Source organism: uncultured Fibrella sp. (genome assembly GCF_964250085.1).
In the GTDB taxonomy this organism is placed as follows: domain Bacteria; phylum Bacteroidota; class Bacteroidia; order Cytophagales; family Spirosomataceae; genus Fibrella.
Genome location: NZ_CAXUEC010000011.1, coordinates 99,471 through 119,978 on the forward strand (window position 1 = coordinate 99,471; position 20,508 = coordinate 119,978).

Consider the following 20,508-nt stretch of genomic DNA (forward strand, 5'->3'; position numbering starts at 1 on the left):
CCGTTATGTTCTACTTTATTTCTTCACTATTATCCCTTATTTAGTATGATTCCTAAACGTTTACGAATCCTGACCGCCCTGCGGCACATTAGTCTGCTGGGGCTGTTCTTACTTTCGCTCGCGACCGGCCGGTCCGCTTCAGCCCAAACTACCGATCAGCCCATAGTGGGGGTAGTTACTGACGAAAAAGGCGACGCGCTGCCCGGCGTCAGCATCGTACTGAAGGGTACCTCGCGGGGTACGACTACCGACGGCAGCGGTAAGTACCGAATCGTGGTGCCCAACGGTCGGGCCGTACTGGTCGTCAGTTTCGTGGGTTACGTCCGGCAGGAAGTCCCAGCTAATGGCCGTTCAACGGTTGATGTTCAGTTGGTTAATGACGACAAATCACTCGATGAAGTGGTCGTGGTGGGTTACGGTACCCAGAAAAAAATTAACCTGACGGGGGCCGTATCGACCATCGACTCGAAGGTGATCGAGAACCGGCCGTCGTCGAACCTCGCCAACGCCTTGCAAGGCGTGTCGCCGGGCCTGACCGTGATTCGCACCAGCGGCCAGCCCGGCAGTGAAGCCGATGGCATTTCGCTACAAATTCGGGGCGTCACCTCGGCCAACGGCAATGTGAACCCGCTGGTCGTGCTGGACGGGGTAAGCGTACCGATTACGACCATGACGACGCTCAACCCCAATGACGTGGAGAGTATTAGCGTGTTGAAAGATGCCGCTGCGGCTGCCATCTACGGTGCCCAGGCTGCCGGGGGCGTTATTCTGATCACGACTAAAAAAGGCAAAGCCGGTAAGGTGCAGTTCAACTACTCGACCCAATACGGCACCGACTGGGCCATTAACGTGCCGGAGCGGATGGGTCTGCTGGAAGAGATGCAAATGGGCAACCTGTCGAACAAAAACGCCGGACAGCCCGACGAATACACAGCCGTTGATCTCCAGCGGGCGGCCGACGGCATCGAATACGTCATTAACCCTGCCGACACGACCCGATATACCTACTACAACCAGAAATCATTGCCCGACCAGTTGCTTCGTAAGTACTCGTCCATGAAAACCCATAACCTGTCGGCGCGGGGCGGCACGGATAAACTCAATTTCCTGATTTCGGGTGGCTATTATGGTAAGCAGGGCGTATTCAAGGTCGGGCCGGACGATTTCAGCCGGTATAACTTCCGCATCAACTTAGGGTCGCAACTGACCAAGCATGTAGGGCTGGATGCCCGGATGGCCTACACGCTGGAGCAAACCAACCGCACCGCCCTAGATGCCAGCGGCTCCAACAACCTGATCTACCAGATTTACCGGCTCCGCGAACGGAATCCGTATTTTACCCCCGAAGGCCGCTACGCCGCCGCCAACTCGACGTATGCGGCCGTTGAATCCGGGGGCTATAACCGGTATAGCCGCAACTATTTCGACGGTACGTTTACCGGTACAATTGGCAATTTCGTCAAAGGGCTGACGATCCGGGCGGTGGCCGGGCTACAGTACCGGCCGGGCAGTCGGCAGGTATTCAACCGCACCGTGCCGCTCTGGGAACGTACCCGGATTAGTAGCTACCTCAACACCAACAATTCGTATGCGGTCACCAACGAACTGGTCCGGAACACGAATATTCAGGGTTTGATTAACTACGATACCAAGCTTGGCGACAAGCATACGTTTGGGGTGCTGGCCGGGTATCAATGGGAAGACTACCGCGAACAATCGGTGACGACCACCGCGCTCAACCTGGTCAGTAATGATTTGCCGACGCTGAACCTCGGCGACGACAAGACCAAATCGAACAACGAGTCGGTGGGTACGCGGGCGTTTCAGTCGTTTTTTGGCCGGTTCAACTATAACTACGCCGGCAAGTACCTGATTGAAGGCACCCTGCGGCAGGACGAAAGTTCGCGGCTGGCACCGGGACTACGTAAGAAACTATTCCCCTCAGCATCGGCGGGCTGGAACATGCACCTCGAACCCTGGTTTACCAACACCCTGCCGTTCGTATCGGAGTTTAAACTGCGCGGTTCGTGGGGACGGCTCGGCGGTGCGCTTGGTACGAATATTGGTAACTACGATTACTTGAGTCAGCTCACACGGGGTTCTGCGCTGGTGCTGGGCGATTCGCGGACATCGTACATCTACCAGGGTACAATTCCGTCTACGGCCCTGTCGTGGGAAACCATTGAAACGACCAATGGCGGCATCGATTTCGGGTTTTTCCAGAACAAGTTGCAGTTCAGTGGCGATTATTACGTGAAGTACAACTCCAACATGCTTACCCCGCAGCAGTTGCCGGGAACGATTGGCGTGGGAACAGCCCGCAAAAATAACGGCGAACTCAAATCGTGGGGTTGGGAAGCTGAAATCCGATACCGCGACCGAATTGGCAAGAACTTCTCGTACAACATGTCCGCTAACTTCTTCGACAATCAGAACCGGCTCAACAGCTTCAACGGGCGGAATACCATCGGGGCAGGCATCAACAACTTAGTTGAAGGCTTTCCCGTCAACACCATCTGGGGCTACCAAACGGCGGGCTACTTTACCTCTGCCGACGAGGTAAAATCGTCGTCATTTCAGGACAACCGCGCCGGCATGGGCGACGTGAAATACGTGGACCTGAACGGAGATAACCGGCTCACCGTCGGGCAGGGCACGGTGGCTGATCACGGCGATCTGGTGATGCTAGGCACCACGCAGCCACGTTACCAGTTCGGGTTTACGCTGGGGGCGCAGTGGAAAGGCTTCGACCTGACGGTATTCATTCAGGGCGTGGGCAAACGGAATATCCTGCCAACGCCTGAATCCATAGGGCCGCTGCTACAGGGCTTCAAACAGGCCCTTGCCATCCACCGTGACTACTGGACGCCCGACAACCCGAATGCACTGTTCCCACGCCCCTACAAGGCCGGTTCACACAACTACGTCCCGTCGGATAAGTGGACGCTGAACGCCAGTTATGCCCGGCTGAAGAACATTCAGTTCGGCTACACGTTGCCGTCGGCGTTCACCCAGAAGATTAAAGTCAGTCAGGCACGGTTTTATTTCACCGGGCAGGATTTGCTGACAATTTCGGGCCTGAGCAAGTTCAAGGGCTACTACGACCCCGAAGCCCGCGACAACATCGATGCCGATTATCCTTATTTCGCCACCGCTGCGGTGGGCCTGAACCTGTCCTTCTAACCCAACCGGCCCGCCAGGGCCCAACCCCCATACTTTATGAAATTCCTTTTGAAATACGGTCTGCTGACGCTGGCGCTGCTGGCCGGGCTGACCGCCTGCGAGGTGGAGCGCCTGCCCGAAACGTCCATCGCCGACGAAACCTTCTGGCGGACCGAAACCGATCTGCGGTCGGCGACCAATTACCTCTATACGTTCCTGCCCGGCTTCGGTAACATCGACGGGGTCACGTATTCCATCGAAGACGTCTGGTCGGACGATGCCTACGGAAAGTCATCCAACGGCGTCAGCGACGGGTCGCGACTGCCCTCCGCCACGGCGGCTGACTATAATTCGCCGTACCGATTGATCCGGGCGGCCAACAATATTCTGGAGAAAGCACCGCGTGCATTGGCCACGACGCTCCCCGCCGTCATTGACCGCTATTCCGCCGAAGCGCGGTTTTTTCGGGCCTGGGCCTATTTTGCGCTGGTGCAGAAGTACGGCGACGTGCCCCTGATCCTGAATACGCTGACCGATGCCTCGCCGGAATTGCAGAACGCCCCCTCGCCGAGGGCCTCCGTGCTAGACCAGGTGTATCAGGACCTCGATTTTGCCGCATCGAAACTGCCCACCCCCACCGCCCTCGGCACCGCCGACTACGGTAGAGTTAGCAACGTAGCCGCATTGGCGGTCAAAGCGCGGGTGGCTCTGTTTGAAGGTACCCGGTCCAAGTTCCATCAGTACGGCGACGCCACCAAACACCTGACCATTGCGGTAGCAGCCGCCAAAGCTGTTATGGATAGCAAGGAGCACGATCTGTACACCGGCAGCTATTTCAACCTGTTTCAGATGGCGGGCGAAGGGCGGGCCAACCGGGAGAACGTACTGGTCCGGCAATACGGCGTGTCGACGGCCGACCGGGTGCTAACCCATAGCTATTTCCGCACCTATATTGAGAATGGAGCGTTGAACCCCACCAAAGCCTTAGCCGATACGTACCTGATGAAAGACGGGTTGCCTATTACCAAATCACCCCTGTACACGGCTCCGGCCAGCATCAGTGCGGTGTTTACGGGACGCGACAGCCGGATGAGCGACACGTTTGAAAAAGCGGGCGACCTCTGGACCGGTACCACACCGTTTGTGCTGCCGAACCTGGGGCTGACCCCAACCGGCTTTGCCTTTCGCAAGTACCAGAACGTGGACGACTGGATTTCGCAGGCATCGCTCATCGACCGGACCATTCTGCGCTACGCCGAGGTGCTGCTGATCTATGCCGAAGCCACGTATGAACTAAACAACACCATCAGTGACGCCGACCTTGACCTAACCGTCAACCGACTGCGGGCTCGGGGTGGCGTGGCCAAACTCTCGAACGCGTTTGTTGCGGCCAACAGTCTGGTGATGCGCGATGAACTGCGCCGGGAACGGCGCGTGGAACTGGCGCAGGAAGGATTCCGGTACTGGGATCTGATTCGCTGGAAAACCGCCGAGATCGAACTACCCAAAGCGGTGCTGGGCAATTATTTTTTCAAAAGCGAGTTTGGCACCAGTACAGCGGTTAAAACAACGGCTGATAACTACCTGCTGTTGCAGGATACTAGTCTGCGTAAGTTTGATCCGAACAAGGATTACCTCTGGCCATTTCCGATCAATGAACTGGCCCTAAACCAGAACCTGAAACAAAACAAAGGCTGGTAACGTATCCACGCGGGCGACCGATTACTGTATGAAAAACGCATTCATTTTTCTGTTCTGTCTATACCCTTTTCTGCTTTTTAGCCAGACCCCGGACAGCCTGCTGGCCACGTTGCGTCCCGGCCATCCACGCCTGTACGTAACAGGTCTGGCGACGTTCGATTCGATCCGGGAGCGGTTGCCCGGCGACCCATTTCTCAAACGCTGCGCCGACTCGGTGAGCGTCCGGGCCGACCGGATGCTCACCCTCCCTGTCAGCACCTATTCTATTCCTGACGGGTTACGACTGTTGGCCACCAGCGGTCGGGTGCTCGACCGCGCCCAGACGCTGAGCATGGCCTACCGACTGACGGGCGATAAACGCTATGCCGACCGGCTCTACGCCGAACTCGAAGCAGTGGCCCGTTTCCCCAACTGGAACCCGCGCCATTTTCTGGATACGGCTGAAATGACCCACGCGTTTGCGCTTAGCTACGACTGGCTGTACGATTACTGGACACCAGTGCAGCGCAAAGTGCTGAAAGAAGCCATCGTCGAACATGGCCTGATGCGGGCGTATCTGGCTTATACAGGTCGGGCCACGAAAGAAACCAGTTGGTGGCCCGCCGTGGAACACAACTGGAATCAGGTCTGCAACGGGGGCATTGGCTTAGGTGCGCTGGCGGTAGCCGATGAGGAGCCGAAACTGTGCGAAACCCTGCTGGAAAACGTAGTAAAACTGTTGCCCATTGCCATGAAAAATTATGCCTCCGACGGAGCCTGGAACGAAGGGCCGGCTTACTGGGGTTATGCTACCCGCTATACGATCAATTTTCTGGCGGGCATGGAGTCAGCCTTGGGTCGGGACGCGGGGCTGTCGAAGATACCGGGATTTGAGCCGACCGGGTTGTTCGTGCAGTATACAATGGGGCCACTGAACCGGACCTTCAATTATGCCGATGGCAACGACGTGGTTCCGCATGAGCCGAGCATTTTCTGGCTCGCCCGCCGGTTCAACCAGCCCACGCTAACGGCCTTCAACCGAAACCGCTCCGACTACCGGGCGATGGACCTGATCTGGGCACCGGCTCAATTGGCCGTTGACGCTACGGCCCCGGCATTGCCCTTAGATCGCTATTTTCGCACGGCGGAGGTGATGACCATGCGCAGTAGTTGGACCGACCCGAAGGCGGTGTTTACAGGCATTAAAGCAGGCAGCAACGCGGTCAACCACAGTAACTTGGATATTGGCAGTTTCGTGCTGGATGCCAACGGCTACCGCTGGGCCGTTGACTTGGGTGGCGACAATTATAACCTGCCTAATTACTTTCAAACTACCCCGGACGGCCAGCGATGGACCTATTATCGGATGCGGGCCGAGGGTCATAACACACTCGTGCTGAACCCCTCGACCAAAGCCGATCAGTACGCCAAAGCCGAAACGAAAATCACCCGGTACGATACAAAACCAGACCGTGCTTTCGCCATTGCCGACCTCACGCCGGCTTACGGGGGCGCAACTGGCTCCGCTTCTGTGCAGCACGTCCGGCGCGGGCTGATGCTACTGAACCGCACCCGGCCGCGCCTGGCAACGGTAGTCGTGCAGGACGAAATTACCGCCGATCAGCCAACAGACGTAAACTGGTTTATGCAGACGCCCGCCCAGATCAGCTTCAGCACCGACGGGCGCACGGCGACGCTGACGCAGGAGGGCGAAACCCTCACAGCACGGATTGTCAGCCCGGCCAATGCCCGCTTTGGGGCTGGTCACGCCGAGCCGTCGGCGACCTCGCCGCACCCGCCTAAACAGAACGAGAACAAAGGCATTCAACGGTTGAGCGTTCACCTGCCTGGCTTTACGACCGGTACGCTGGCTATCGAGTTTGTGCCAAACGGGGCCAGGAGCACCCTTAAAACGCTTCGCCCGCTAGATAGCTGGTAAGGGCAGGCCAAACCCACCGATAACTAGCAAACGGATGGACACTATGGGTCTTCGCGTATTGATGCTGAGTTGGCTCATCGTCGGCAATGTACTGGGGCAGTCCCTGTCGCATCCGTTTCTGATTACCCGAACCGACAGCCTGCCTGTCTTACGCCAACGGGCAACGCAATCGCCCTGGCGCCAGATGAAAGCGTCGGCGCAAACGATCTATGCGCAAACAGCCTACGATTCGACCCGCGACGTGATGGCGCAGGGGTACGCCCTGCGGGACATAACCGGCGCATCCGCGCTGCTGTATATCCTCGACCCTGACCGGCAAGCCGAGTACAAGCGGGTATTGCTCCAAACCGTTGACCACTGGGATGGCTATCTGGCCACCCTGAAAAAAGGCATTGGTGCGGCTGGCAATAAATGGGGGTACAAGGTGCCGCCGTCGAGCGCGTTTTTCAACTCGGTGCTGGCCTTAGATCTACTATATCCCGACCTGACCGAAGCCGAACGCCAACACGCCGAACGCCGACTGGCCCCGGTTGCCAGCTGGTTTCGGGAAAGCACATCTAGCTGGGATTTAGCCGACTACGGGGTACGTGCCCTCTGGTCGGTATATACCAACGATACGGCCCGCCAAGCAACTGATCTCCGCCAATACCGCGAACGGCTGTTCAGTTATTTTAGCCCTGATGGGGTGTATCTGGACGGTACCGAGTATCCGCACGGTCGGCTGGGGGGCGAACGCACGGCAAAATTCGGCTTCATGCACGTCGCTGAATGTAGTGGGACTGATCCACATTATTATGACTCGCCGGTATTACAGCGGTTTTACGAGTGGCTGTACACTTTCACGCTGAATCCATTCAACCAGATCGTTACGTTCGGCGACGCGGGACACGGCCGTTATTTTGATTCGTTGCTGCCAGTGTCCGCTCCGTTTGGGGCCACAAATTTTTCAAGACGAGCCGGGGCACTAGTCGCTCACCGCCTGACCCTACCGCATCACCCGCCCCCGCCCGGCGACCTGCTGAGCTACTGCATTACCCGGCAACCGCCGCCCTCGCCCATCATCCCGACGAGTCAGTACTGGCGCGACGGTGGCGCGGTGTTCTGGGAAAACAACCCCGCCCCCGATGCCCTGATGGGTGCCCACCGTCACCGCGACGTCAACAGCCTTTATATCGCGGGGTACGGCGAAACGCTGCTGGTCAATTCGGGTTATAATGGGTATGGCAATGGCTACGGCGGGTTCAATTTTAATTATCTGCGCAACAACAGTTCAGCCAGCAATACGGTGACGATTGACGGGCAAAATCACGCTGATGTGGCTGGTGAGGGCGTAGTTGAAGCCCTGCTGAACCCGGACTTCAACTACGTCAGCGCACAGGCAAAGCGGGCCTTTGGCGGTACGGCCACCCACGACCGCCATTTGATGTTCATCCCCCCGCAGGATGGGCAGAACGGATATTTTGCCCTGCTCGATGTGGTTACGACGGCCCAGTGCGGTGCAGTTATCAATGTGAACTGGCATCCGATGGCAACGGTTGCGCAGGCCGGACTTGGGCCGGGACATTACACCTGGGCCATTCAGCGCCGGAAACGTACCCCAACGTACCTGACTGTATTTCTGGGCACCGAACCCGATGCCGGGGCCTCGCTCCGGCCCGGCGCGTTGGCCGGTTGGGGTGAAAGTGTAGTCGGCGAAGCGTTGCAGGCCAACTACCGGGCTGATACGACCAGCCCTAAGGCCATCATCACCGTTTTGTTTCCCCACGACAGCCAGCACGCCGAAGCCCGGTTTGCCCGGCTGACCGACCCCGCTTACACGGGCGTAGCCGTTGACCTTTCGCCCACAATCCGCGATGTGGTGCTGGCTTCGTCGGCCAACAAAGCTGTTCGTGTAGGGTCGGTAATGATGCAGGCAACGAGTGCGGTATACCGGCTACGGGCTGGCAGGCTGCTGTTTTATTTTGTTCGCCAGGGAACACACTTTTCAACCAGTAGGGGCAAACCAGCCGGATTCCGATCCGCAAAACCCATCAGCCTGTTTCTGAAAAACGGTCGTGGTAGCCTGCTTTCTCCCGGTACGATGGTAACGTTCTTCGCGCCGGGCCTGCAACAAATCCGGCTCACCAACACGGTGGTTCGAGCGCAGAAAGCCGGTTCCGTCACGGTGTTTGTGCCGCCAGGTGAACAGTCAATTCAATTACGCTGATTACAAGCCAACCCCCCATGCCGATGTCGTTTCGTGTGTTCATCGGGCTGTTTTACTGATGCTGTCGGCCTGGGCACAACCCGTTTGGTCTGGCCTAGTCTACCCAAACCGTCAGTCCCTGGGATAGTTGATTGATCCTGTTTCTTATCCGAGCAGGCGCTTGGCAACCTTAGCCACAAAGGGTATTAAGTCCGATAGCAGGCGACCACCGACCGCAAAATCTGTAGGTGGGTAAGAATGAAAGCGGATGTTGATTGACTCGATCTGATCGGGACCTACCTGGAATAGCTCAGCCAGAATGGGCGTTAACGCTGTAGCGACCCTGCGTTGCTGCTTCACGGACATTGACCAGTCAGACAATTCTACAGTCACATCTGGCGCATCGCGCTGGGGAGCTGGCCTACCTCCGATGTAGAAGTCGTATGGCTGGTATGGCACAAAATGAACGGTTGTTCGTTCCATCAATTCTTCCCGCGTGTGTCCACCCTTTGGATTATAAAGTAGCGTATTCACTGCATTCGTTAACCGCCGGGCTATTTCCGCATTTGCGTCGGGATCAAGTGCCAGGGATGTAATTTTTAGATACGGCATGGTCGATAACTCATCATGTTGGTATTACTGTTCAGGAGTTGCCTGTTGCTTGGTTACGTTGTTGAAGCTTGCGAGGAAAAGTACCGCAATGGCTACTCATTAAAGTGATAACCACTACCCTGATGAGAAGTTGTACAAACGGCCTGAAGTGATCGTACAGGCCAACGGCTGGATCGCTTCAAGACGTTACTGATGCTGAATGCGTCTAGGTTGGCGATGGGTGAACTCAATAGAATCAAAAGTCAATCTACCCTGTTAGCTAAGGCTGTGCAACATCAGTCAGGTAGAAACTGTACTGCATGACTAACTGATTTCGTCCTACCAACCAATCTGTTCACGCGGGCGGGTTCCGGTTTTCCAGATAGTTCTGTGATCTGGTTACCCTAGGCCGGGTTAGGATGGGCGCCCATCGTCAGCCGTAGCGTCCCCCCGTTTAGCAGCTGAGCGTGGGTTAAAGACGACCGGGTGAAGGGCTTTCCTTTTAACGTGGCCGACTGAATGTAAATGTCTCGGGCGGAGTTGCCCGGCGCATCAATGCGAAACGTCCGTCCGTTTTCGAGCCTGAACGCAAGTCGGCTGAACGCCGGACTGCCTAGCATATATCCGGGTCAACCAGGACATACCGGATACAACCCCGCCATGCTGAACACTAACCAGGCTGACAGATTCCCCCCATGTTCATTACCCGACAACCCGCCCGGCCCGGTATCGTACTCGCTGTCGATCAGGTACCGCACCCACCGCTGGGTTTTGTGAGGCTGACCGGCAAAGGCGTACAGATAGGCCGTGTGATGACCCGGTTCGTTGCCGTGCCAGTAGCGGCCCTGATCAAACATAGTATCCAATTTGGTCAGGAAGCGGTCTCGCCCACTGAGCCGGGCAATCAAGCCGGGTACATCGTGGGGCACAAACCAGGTGTACTGCGCTGGAGAGCCTTCGGTAATGAATGACGCCCGTCCAGCAAACGGTGCCGACGGTACTGACCACCGGCTATTGGCGTACTGGCCCCGCGCCCAGCCGCTCACTGAATCGATCACGTTTCGGTAGTTGAGTGCCCGTCGGCGCAGTAGGGCTTTATCATCGGGATGCCCCAATCCGTGCGCCAATTGAGCCATACAAAAATCGTCGTAGGCGTATTCAAGGGTGCGGGAGGTCTGCTCCCGTTTGTGAAACGCCTGCCAGACCGAATCTTCCAGCGGCACGTAACTGTACCTGTCATAACCCGCCAGTGCCCGCCGACCCTGCCCGGCCGCGCAACTCTTGGGGTTGGGGTTGGGCACGAAGGCATTCCGGCGGGCGTAGCGGTAGGCCGTTGCCGCGTCGAAGTTACGGATACCCTTCCCGTAAGCGTCGGCAAAGACCGACAGGGCGTGGTCGCCGATCATGGCCGCCGTGTAGTGGTTCCACAGGGGAAAATCGGCAGCCAGCCGCCCTGCTCCGCTTTTTTCACCAGCGACTGCATCGGGTGGCCCGACCGCGTCGGCTCCAGAAGGACGTGCAGGGGTATGGCTGCCCGAAAACATCCCACATGCTGTAATCCCAGTAATAAGCAAAGCCCCCCGCCCGGTGAATAAGGCTGTCGTCGCCAAAACCAGGGTAGCGGCCGTCTACATCCGAGGCGTTTGTTTGGTATGGTAGAGGGCAGTGTAAAACTTCACCTTATCCGGCCTCCGTACCCGTTACCGTTAGTCGGCTCAACTCACGGTTCCAAGCTCGTTCCGCTGCCAGCCGCACCCGGCCCAGATCCCAGCCGGGCAGTTCTTTGACAAGGTTGCGCCGGGCACCGGCCTCATCGGTAAAGGACGTACCCACGCGGGCTGTTACCACCTGCCCCGGCCGGGTGTTGAACCGCACCAAAGCCGCCACTGCCTGCCGGACTCCGCTGCCCCGAAACCGCAGTTGCTCTGGCGACACCACACCGTTCTGCCACATCCCCGGCCGGACCATCGGCGTATCGAACTGCACGACGAAGTAGCCACTGAACCCGGCCCGCTGACCGGCTCCCTGGTAGATGCGGTGTACGGGATTATAGCCAACTACTTCATTGCGCTCCGGGTGAATTTTGAGGTATGCTTCGCCTGCGTCGCTGTTGGGCTGAATGAATACCGCACTTTCGCCCCCGCGCCCAAAGGTGAACCGCAGCAACCCCGCCCGCGCCGTACCCGTCAGTTCGGTTCTCATCCTGTAGTCTGGCAGTTGTACCGCATAATAAGCTGGTGTGACGGTTTCGGTTTCGTGCGAAAACACCGACAACGCCCGCGAACGGCATCAGGCTGACCGTCCCGTAATCCTGCATACACCCGCCGTTGAGCTAGTGCGTCCCGCGAAAGCCGTTGATGCGTTTGTCGGTGTAATAGTACGGGGCAATGCATTTGGTTTCGGTCAGTTGGGTTTGGGGCGTCCAGGTGGTCATGCCGTGTGGCACCCCGATGGCGGTTACAATCTGTCCTTTTTGTTCGCTGCCTGCTTCGCTGTGTTGCCGCGCCGAGGGGGTGGTCGCTGGGGCTGTACCGATGAGCGGATTCACGTACTGAACGGGATACATAACCGGCTTGGGAACGGGTTGCGCCCGGTAGGTGAGGGGTAGAAGCAGCAGTAAAAATAGTGTTTATTTCAGGACAAGCCTTAGCAAATCACGTTCATCAATTTTGTAAACGTCGATAGGCAAATTACCTTTGGCCTCTACTTAACTTAAAAGTGAAGAATTTTGTAACGATTCACCGCTTCAAAGCGTTTGAGAAAGTAACCTACTATACCTTCTGGGTGGAGGGGCGAGCACAATCCGAAGCCGATTCGTTCTTCGCGCGTTTTGAGGCGAATCAGTCGGTGGCACTGGATCTCGACTTGTTGGTTTCTTGGATCAGCGAGATTGGCCAGCGGCGGGGTGCTAAAGCTCACTACTTCCGCTTTGAGAATGACGCCAACGCTTTGCCCCCACCGGCCCGAATCATGGCTGAGTTAGGCGACGACTATTGTCGGTTGCGACTGTATTGTGTGCGGCTGTCGGACCACGTGGTCATTCTGGCTAATGGGAGTCTAAAAACAGGACGCACTGTACAGGATAGCCCTGACCTACTAACCCATTTTCGCTTTGCCAATAAAATGGCTCAGCAACTCATCGAACTCATTGGGTCGGGCGAATTACAACTGATGGGGCAAGAAATTGTAGCTATCGACCAAATTGAACTACTAGATTAACCCTATTACTCTATGGACGCTTTTGATCGTATCTCAGCCCGAACCTCAGCAGAAACCCGTCGTTCGGTCCGCAAGATGTTGGATGTAGCGGATCGGATTCATGCCGTACTCCAGCAAAAAGGCATGAGTCAGAAAGATCTGGCCCTAGCCTTACGCAAATCTGAATCCGAGATTAGTAAGTGGCTCAGTGGCACCCACAACTTAGAACTGAAGACCATCATTCGCATCGAGGAAGCCTTAGGCGAAGACATATTAACGGTACCTGGGCAATCAATCTTGGCATAGGCCAACTGGTTGTTGACGAGCAAAACCAAGGGGGATAATTTGCTGGGATTAGTGTGCCAAAACATCGACTGATTGTAGCAGGACACGCCCCACAAAGAGTGGTCAAAATCGTCCTGAAACGTCCAAATTTCGCTGGGCTGACGAAATCACCTGTTAAAAAAAGCCGCTTAAGTGGAATCTGAACCCTGGTTTTTGTGTAATCTGCTGCACCTCTCCAAGTACGGGTTTATTGGTGATCTAGTGCAAACTGAAGAAACGAACAGCCAATTTGTAAATTTTCAGTATATGCCTTACTCTTACTAATCGCGACGCTCTGTTCATTCCGTAAATTTTCTACTATGGCTTAGAGGTAAGACAAAGGCGCTGCAAACCGTATGCATCAACGAGTTTTTTTACAATGTCTGTTTAGTAGAGAGTACAACAGATTTGTCAGTGTAATAAGTTATCTACCACACCGTATTTAAAAATTACGTCCCTGGCATTTGATCCTGACACAGGTGCGGAAATAGCCCAGAAATTAACAAATGTGGTTAATACATTATTTTTCAATCCCAACAGCGGACATACACGGGAAGAATTGATCGAATAAACAACCATTCATTTTGCACCTTACCAGCCGGATGATTTCTACGTAGGTGGTAGGCCGGCCTACCAGCGTACTTCGCCAGATGTTCTATAGAGTTGTCTGACTGGTCAATGTCAATCAAACCGCAGCGGAAGGTAGCCAAAGAATTGACCCGAATTTTGGCCGAGTTATTCTGTATAACCTCGATCAGCTTTATTAGGACTCACTGGCTCGTCAGAAGGGATCTTTGCAGGTTGTCAGTCGATTGCAGCAAGGTACTACCGTTCGGCTCCACTTCGTAGCAGCTTTGTGGGCAACTACTAACCAAACCTGAAACACTCGGGCAGTTCATTCATCCTGCGGACAGAAAACGTTATCAGCGTTCCTGTCCGCAGGATGAATGAACTGCCCACGTTACGGCGCGATTAACTTGCCGCCCGTTTTCGTTTTCTTTATGACGAAGGGAACACAGGGTGTAGCCGGGCAGGTACAAAGCGATGGTGGGATCACCACTACTACGTCATTGTAACAGCCCGTTGTGGCGTAGACCCGAATGGTGTAGCTGCTGCCAGCCGCCTGAGCGGGATTGGGCTCATTGTCCAACAAGACGCCGCTTACCACGGCGGATAAGGGTTGGAGCGTGCTGAACACGGACGTGGTAGTAGAAAAATTAGCTCCTCTGGCGATGTTATAGCTGACGGCTGAAGAACTAGAGCTGATCAGTGTGATCTTGGCATTGGCCTGTGGCTGAGAGCCAACGCAGGAAGCCCCTATGGCCAGTGCCGTCAAGCTGGGCGCCGGATCAGCGACCACAATAAACGGGCAGCATGAGCCGTCGGGGCAAGCACTACTACGAAGGGTAGCTACCGTGTACTCGCCTACCGATGTCACGCTGTAGACCCGACTGGTCGCTCCTGCAATTGGCTGGCCGTTTCTACTCCACTGGTAAGTTTCGGCGCTGCCAGGAGCCGTCAGATCGAACTGAAAAGGCTGGCCTTCGCAGATATGGATGGGTACAGTAGTGCAGGCCTGCGCTGTTTCACCGGAAACGGTTGCGGTGTTGTACAGAATGCCTGCCTTGTTTACCTCCGTCTGGTAGGTCATACTCACGCTTTGCCCGGCACTGAGTAACCCGACTGTCCAAAGGCTGACGGGCGCTCCGGGCGTAAAAGTTGACCCAATTGGGGCAGTAGCCGAACCCGTCAGGTACGTCAACCCGGCTGCTGCCGAATCACGGACGGTAACCATCGGGGCAGGCACCTCGCCTGTATTGCTGAGCAGGAGCGTGTAAGTGAGCAGGTCGCCAATCTCTGCCCTGGAGGCAGTCACTCGTTTGGTGATCGACAGGTTTGGCCGTAGCGGAAAATAGCCTGCATCCAGCGTGGCGTTAAACTCGCCCGCCGCTAGCGTTACCGCCTGGGTACGTCCCGTCAGGGGGCTGGCGTCACTGTCGGTGGAGTCATCCGTTCCCTGGTTAGCACCGGTAGCCGTATACCCGGTTGGTCTGGAAAAGCCAACCGAGTAACTCAGGCTATTACCCGGTGTCAGACCGGTGAAGCTGTAGAATCCACTGGCATTGGTCGTGGTAGTAGCAGACAGCACGCTATTGGTGTATAAGGCAACCAGAACGCCCCGTATAGGTGTATCCCCTGCGTTCTGAATACCGTCCTGGTTGGCATCCAGGAACACATAGTCACCCAGACCAGCGATATTGCTGGCACAGTCGCGGCTTACTGTCACCGTGGCTATGCAGGAGCCCATACCGGCCGTCAGTGTCAGGCTAGCAGCTGACGGAACATTAAGTACCTGGTTACCACGTAGTGTCCCCGCACTAGTGTTAATGAGGGAGCCGGCAGTAGCCGTGAAATTGACCGTATACGTAGTGGTTCCGTTGCAGTTTGTGCCGATCACCGATAGGACGGATTGGGGATTGACTCCCACCGTAGCCGTGGCTGTTGACCAACACCCCGAACTAGTTATACCGGTCACGGAGTAGGTTGTGCTAGCCGTGGGCTGTACGACCACGGTGTTTCCAGTAGCATTACCTGTCGAGAAGTAATACGTGCTGGCTCCGCTGGCCGTAAGTGTCGCCGACCCACCGGCGCAGAGAGTGGCCGAACTCAGCGTGATGGCGGGCAACGGATTGACGGTGACGGTGGCCGTGGCTACTCCTACGCAACCACTACCCGCAATAGCCGTGACGGTGTAGGTCGTCGTGGCAGTTGGGCTGACAACCCGTGTCGCTATGGGGCTGGGAAGATCACCGGCGGCAAATTGGTAGGTGCTTCCGCCTCCGGCCGTAAGCGTTGCGGTTTGACCGGTGCAGATAGTAGCTGAACTAAAGGTAGCTACCGGCTGGGTGGTCACGACCAGTGTTCCCGTTGCCAGTGCGGTACAACCGCTAGCGTTAGTGACCGTTACGGTATAGGGAGTGGTCATCAATGGCGCCACAACCAGCGTATTACCGGTACCTGCCGCCGCGCCGGGGGCAAACTGATAAAGTTGGCCTCCACCCGCTACGAGCGTAGCCGTTTGCCCTGGGCAAACCGTAGCTGAACTGAGTGTAGCCGTTGGCGACGGATTGACAGTGACAGTGCTCACCGCTGTGGCTGAACAGCCACTGCCGTTGGTAACCGTTACCGTGTAGGTCGTTGTGCTTGTAGGCCTAACCAAAAGGGTCGAACTCCCACTGGCTGGCTCCCCCGTTGAAAAGCGGTAAAAACTCCCCCCCGACGCGGTAAGGGTAGTAGCCTGACCGGCGCAGAGGGTGGCCGAACTCAGCGTGGCAGTTGGCAGCGGATTAACACGTACCGTCGCTGTTGCCATTGCTGAGCAGCCGCTGGCGCTGGTTACCGTAACGCTATAAGGCGTAGTCGTGGATGGGCTGACAGGCACTGCAGTGGTTGCCGAAGCGGCTCCACCCGTGGAGAAGCGGTAGAAACTGCCACCGGTAGCGACCAGGGTAGCTGATCCACCCGTGCAGATCGTAGCTGAACTCAGCGTAGCTACGGGCAAGGGATCGACCGTTACGGTCGCGCTGGCGACACCCGTACAGCCAAAACTGTTGACCCCACTCACGGAGTAGATCGTGGTGGTTACAGGGTACACCACCACGGTGCTGCCCGTGGCTCCAGTCGTCGAAAATGCGTAGGTGCTGGCTCCACTGGCCACCAGCGTAGCTGATTGGCCAACACAGATGGCAGGCGTCGCCGTCAGCAGGACGTTGACGGAGGGACAGGTAAAGAAGCCTGCATCAAGCGTCGTATTATTCTCGCCCGAAGTGAGTGTCACGGGAGCAGAAAGGCCATTGACGGGATCACTGTCAGTGGCATCATTACCCGTGTTGGGAGTAGTTGCGGTATAGCCGGTCGGCGTGGTGAAACTGACCGAGTAAGGTTTACCCGGTGTCAGGCCCGTGAAGCTATAAAGTCCTGATCCGTTTGTCGTCGTCGTGGCCACCACCGTCCCGTTACTCATCAGCGTAACCACGACGCCCGCAATCGGTGTGTCACCCGCGTCCTGCTGTCCATTTCGGTTCGTATCGGCAAATACGTAATCGCCCAAGCTGGCAGGTTTATAATAGCCCATGTCGACAGTAGGATTATTTTCTCCGGCCGTCAGGCTGTAGACGCTTGTCAGGCCGGTAGCTAGGTTGCCGTCTGAATCCGTCACGTCGTTCCCCGTATTCTGAAAGGTAGCCGAAAAGCCGCCTGGGGCCGTGAAACTGACCGAGTAGGGCTTGCCCGGTGTCAGGCCGGTGAAACTGTAGAGCCCCGATCCGTTTGTTGTCGTCGTGGCCACCACCGTCCCGTTACTCATCAGCGTGACCACTACGCCCGCGATCGGCTTGTCAATGCCTGCATCCTGCTGCCCGTTAGCGTTCACATCCTCAAATACATAATCACCCAAACGGGCCAGCTGGTAGAATCCAACGTCATAAGTGTGATTGGCTATACCAACGTCCCCGGTAGTCAGGCTTATGACAGGAGCCGTGATGCCCGCTACGGTAGCCAGGATGGCGTCCGAGTCGTTAAGGTCGTTAGCCGTCGCGGTGGTGCTGTTAGCCTGCGTTAGTCCGTACTGATTCCCGTTGAGCGTTAGTTTGTTATTGGCAAACTGATTGGTACCGAACACGAGCTGGTATGCCGTTCCCGGCTTGATAGCGGTGCTGGAAGCCACACCGGTAACTGAACTGCTGACGGGGTTATTCGTAAAGAAATATTCGCCCTCGGCTGTCGTCGTCGTCGTGGCAATCAGTGTGCCATTGTTGTAGAGGGATACCCTGATACCAGCCAGCGGGGGCTCACAGGCATCCTGTATTCCATCCAGATCGTCATCCCGCCACACCCGGCTTCCGATCTCAAGTAGGGTGATCGTGTTACAACTAAGCTCTATATCGCCCAGCCCGGTCGCTTTAGCGAACGTTCCTGGGGTTTGGGTACCTCCCGGTTCGCGGGTAATGTAGACCGAATAGGCTCCGGTGACCTTACCTGTCGTGTTGTTCATGTACCGAACCCCACCGGCAAACGGATGCGCGTCCAATGGGTCAATGACTGTCACGACGACCTCTCCGGTGCCCGGCTTTAAGGCCAGCCCACCCATGATCTCTTCGGCGTGGTAAATGACGTTGGTACCCCCTTCTTGAATCCAGTTATCGTTATAAAACTCGCCAAAACCGGGGCCTTGTGCATTTTTAGCGCCATACCCGGTAGTAGGGCCCGCTTTGGCATTGTTCTCCAGTACAAAGGTGCCGTTCGAGTAGTAGGCACGCAGGATATCGCCCGCCTGCGAGTTGGTTTCGTACAGCGTAGAACTGGTGCCGTCGGGCCGGTAGTTCTGATCGCCGCCCTGAAAGCCAGTCCGGTCGCCAAAAGCCAGCACCATCGAGCCATCGATATCAAATTCAATATCGGTAAAGATTGGAACGGGGTGGCGCAGCGTGGTACTGGAGCCATCCAAGAGGTCGTTAAACGTATCTGTCCAGGGGAACCAGCCCGTTATATTCCGGTTGGCGGCGGCCGGATAACCTTTAGGGTAAGTAAGTGGAAAGTCGAAAATCTGGGTAAACGTCGAGCCGTTCAGTTCATAGACCGACGCCCGCAGGTCCGATTTATCACCCGACACCTGGGCATCGCAGACACCACCCACGTACACTTTCCCGTTATACACTTTTAGGGCCCAGGGTCTAAATTGACCATCCACACAACTGGACGGTACGACGTAAGCGCTCACGTTAGCGGCCGTGGGTTTAGTTACTCCGTCTAGATTATACTGCGTAATATCGATTGAATACAGCTTCTTATCACTCAGGTTCATCAGCCACAGTTTGTTGCCGTCTTCGGAGATCTCCAGATCGCCGATGCCCACTTTCGCCGTCACGCTGAAGGACTGGGCATCGCGGCTAGCCAGGGTTTTGTCACCCAGTAACCCACGAGCCGCATTACTGGCGATGCTACCCACGTTGATGCCGATGGTCGAGACGCTCAAAAACGTACTGGTAACCGGGGCTGATGGATTGGTGTAATCGGTAACGTATAGCCCTCCCAGGCCAGCGGGCCCCAGACCAGCATGGCGTTTCAATACAGCGCTCAGAAACAGTCGTTTCGTTAACTTATTGTAAGCGGATCCCCAGACAGTACCAATTTTACTGGCCAGTGCCAGCTCCTTTTCACCTTGAAAGGTCATCGAAGAGACCCCGTACGGAATACTGACTAGCGCCGCTGAGTTGGCCGACGAGCTTCCCGCAATCAATGGATCACCATAGACATAGCAGGGCACAAACACGTCGGGCGTGTTGGAGCAGTAATCGGCTGGATTACTAACGCCTAGGTTAATGTCGCAAGCGGGGGCCTGAACAAACTGAACAGACGTTCGTGAGTCGGCTCCATTTACCCCCGGGTTGTAGACGGTTGGAATGCTAGTGAACTCGACCCGAACCGGATACTTTCCCGTAGGTACCGGTAGCGTATAGCGGCCATACGGGTCGGTAACGGTCGAATAAACCGTACCATCACAGGCGATGGCTTGCACGGTAGCTCCTGGTATCCCGGCCGTCTCGCCCACTTCTTGACTGCCATTGTCGTTAAAATCGCTGAAGAGCATCCCGCCTAACCCCGTCCCCGAACAAGCCGTTGGTAAGCAGGGAGCCGGGGCAGTAAACGAGTGAGTAGCCTGGCAACTCGTGGTTGCATTAAACCGGGCAACAATTGTACTGGCAGTACTATTGGCGTCAATTTCAAAGGCGACTACTTGGGGCGATACAATCGTCGTCTGACCGGTAAGTGTACCCACTACCTGTGGATAGGTAATGGTAACAAGACCCGGTGTGATCGTTCGGCTTTGCGTTCCCGTGGTGACCACTATATACTGACCGGCGGGCGCATTGGTCCAGGCTACCTCCACGCTTACGGTGGCTTTGCTAACTCCGCTAATCGAGTAACAGCCTGAAACCTTCGGCGTAACGGTTAAGCTACACTGAGCCTGCGCCAGCGATGGTAGCAGTAGGCAGACTATACCGATTATACCGGACAGCGTGAGTTGGCGCCTGTGTATCCGTGTGCTGGTAGACTTGGCTACGGCAAGTGAGGGCGACGTACTCCGCCAGCGAATGGTTTCAGCGCAGCAATCTTCCTGCAAACCCCTGCGCACGTATTCGAGCCAACAGGTGAAAGCAGCATAGATATGAATATAAAGTGTAGTCATTAGGGTCAAGTGAGAAGGGAAGCGAAGTGTATGTATAGAGTCCTGTAAGCCAGGCGCAGGCAGCATTAATTTTCTTAAGCGCTTGGCGGCCTGCTCTAGTTACCTACGGCGTTGTACGTCGACGTGAAGCGGTTGGGCCAGGTCGAAAGCATACTGGCTTCGTTGGAGGCGATACCTGCC

Annotated in this window: 10 protein-coding genes and 1 pseudogene; 6 read left to right on the forward strand and 5 right to left on the reverse strand. The window is 56.1% G+C overall.

What is annotated here, in order from left to right; genetic code table 11:
• Positions 1-45 precede the first annotated feature (45 nt).
• Genes ACFE8Q_RS26115 through ACFE8Q_RS26130 form a run of 4 tightly spaced genes read left to right on the forward strand, consistent with a single transcriptional unit; the run spans position 46 to position 8,987 of the window.
• Positions 46-3,183, forward strand: a complete 3,138-nt coding sequence (locus ACFE8Q_RS26115) for a SusC/RagA family TonB-linked outer membrane protein (RefSeq protein ID WP_375448398.1) — start codon at positions 46-48, stop codon at positions 3,181-3,183.
• Positions 3,184-3,219: 36 nt separating this feature from the next.
• A complete protein-coding gene (locus tag ACFE8Q_RS26120) occupies positions 3,220-4,863 on the forward strand; it encodes a RagB/SusD family nutrient uptake outer membrane protein (protein WP_375448399.1) in 1,644 nt (547 codons plus the stop codon).
• 28 nt (positions 4,864-4,891) lie between these two features.
• The gene (locus ACFE8Q_RS26125) at positions 4,892-6,781 is read left to right on the forward strand and encodes a DUF4962 domain-containing protein (protein ID WP_375448400.1); all 1,890 of its coding nucleotides are present in this window, start codon (positions 4,892-4,894) and stop codon (positions 6,779-6,781) included.
• A gap of 43 nt (positions 6,782-6,824) precedes the next feature.
• Positions 6,825-8,987 carry a heparinase II/III family protein gene (locus ACFE8Q_RS26130; RefSeq protein ID WP_375448401.1) on the forward strand — a complete coding sequence of 721 codons (2,163 nt, stop codon included), beginning with the start codon at positions 6,825-6,827 and terminating at the stop codon, positions 8,985-8,987.
• A gap of 144 nt (positions 8,988-9,131) precedes the next feature.
• On the opposite strand, the gene ACFE8Q_RS26135 is transcribed toward ACFE8Q_RS26130, so the two are convergent.
• From ACFE8Q_RS26135 to ACFE8Q_RS26150, 4 genes and pseudogenes are all read right to left on the reverse strand, one after another.
• Positions 9,132-9,578 (reverse strand): hypothetical protein, encoded by a 447-nt coding sequence (locus ACFE8Q_RS26135; RefSeq protein WP_375448402.1) that lies wholly within the window; start codon positions 9,576-9,578, stop codon positions 9,132-9,134.
• A gap of 383 nt (positions 9,579-9,961) precedes the next feature.
• A pseudogene (locus tag ACFE8Q_RS26140) lies at positions 9,962-11,101 on the reverse strand (glycoside hydrolase family 92 protein).
• A 136-nt stretch (positions 11,102-11,237) separates the two neighbouring features.
• Entirely contained in the window at positions 11,238-11,825 is a 588-nt protein-coding gene (locus ACFE8Q_RS26145; RefSeq protein WP_375448403.1) for a glycoside hydrolase domain-containing protein, read from the reverse strand.
• A 64-nt stretch (positions 11,826-11,889) separates the two neighbouring features.
• On the reverse strand, positions 11,890-12,123 hold the full coding sequence (locus tag ACFE8Q_RS26150; protein WP_375448404.1) for a hypothetical protein: 234 nt from the start codon (positions 12,121-12,123) through the stop codon (positions 11,890-11,892).
• 152 nt (positions 12,124-12,275) lie between these two features.
• Here ACFE8Q_RS26150 and ACFE8Q_RS26155 point away from each other — a divergent pair, with 152 nt between their 5' ends.
• Both ACFE8Q_RS26155 and ACFE8Q_RS26160 read left to right on the forward strand, forming a co-directional pair.
• Positions 12,276-12,776 (forward strand): hypothetical protein, encoded by a 501-nt coding sequence (locus ACFE8Q_RS26155; RefSeq protein ID WP_375448405.1) that lies wholly within the window; start codon positions 12,276-12,278, stop codon positions 12,774-12,776.
• A 12-nt stretch (positions 12,777-12,788) separates the two neighbouring features.
• Positions 12,789-13,061, forward strand: a complete 273-nt coding sequence (locus ACFE8Q_RS26160; protein ID WP_375448406.1) for a multiprotein-bridging factor 1 family protein — start codon at positions 12,789-12,791, stop codon at positions 13,059-13,061.
• Positions 13,062-14,040: 979 nt separating this feature from the next.
• On the opposite strand, the gene ACFE8Q_RS26165 is transcribed toward ACFE8Q_RS26160, so the two are convergent.
• Entirely contained in the window at positions 14,041-20,328 is a 6,288-nt protein-coding gene (locus ACFE8Q_RS26165) for an SdrD B-like domain-containing protein (protein ID WP_375448407.1), read from the reverse strand.
• Between the last annotated feature and the right edge of the window lie 180 nt (positions 20,329-20,508).